The following is a 461-nucleotide window of genomic DNA, read 5'->3' as shown; positions in this document are numbered from 1 at the left end:
GTGTGGTGGCTTTTGTGGCAATGAAAGGCCCAATCGCCTTCCTCATTGGCCAGAAAATCAATTTGACGCATTTGCCCCACGGCGATGTCGGTGGTCACTTCAGGCCAACGACTTCCCTTGGGTGTGGGGCCTCCATCGGTGCCACTTACCTCGAATTCATGGCCGTGCAGGTGAATGGGGTGGTTGGTCATGGTCAAGTTACCAATTCGTATCCGAACCTTGTCGTTTTTTCGAACACACAAGGGCGAAATTCCGGGAAACACGCGGCTGTTCCACGTCCACAAATTAAAATCGAGCATCGTCATGATCTTTGGTGTGTACGCACCAGGATCAATGTCGTAGGCATTCAGCAGAAAACAGAAATCTCGGTCCACGTTATCAATCAAGGGATGTTTGTTTTTGGGGTGAGTCACCCAAAAACCCATCATGCCCATGGCCATTTGCACCATCTCATCGGCATG

1 protein-coding gene is annotated in these 461 nt (G+C 50.5%); it reads right to left on the bottom strand.

The features are described 5' to 3' along the window. A partial coding sequence (locus tag PY990_RS16235; protein WP_275272481.1) for a multicopper oxidase domain-containing protein occupies nucleotides 1-461 on the bottom strand: 461 nt, incomplete at both ends.

The sequence above is a fragment of the Limnobacter olei genome (assembly GCF_029087225.1).
Classification (GTDB): Bacteria; Pseudomonadota; Gammaproteobacteria; order Burkholderiales; family Burkholderiaceae_B; genus Limnobacter; species Limnobacter olei.
The sequence above is the reverse complement of the archived record's forward strand: the minus strand, read 5'-3'. Positions and strand labels throughout refer to the sequence as shown.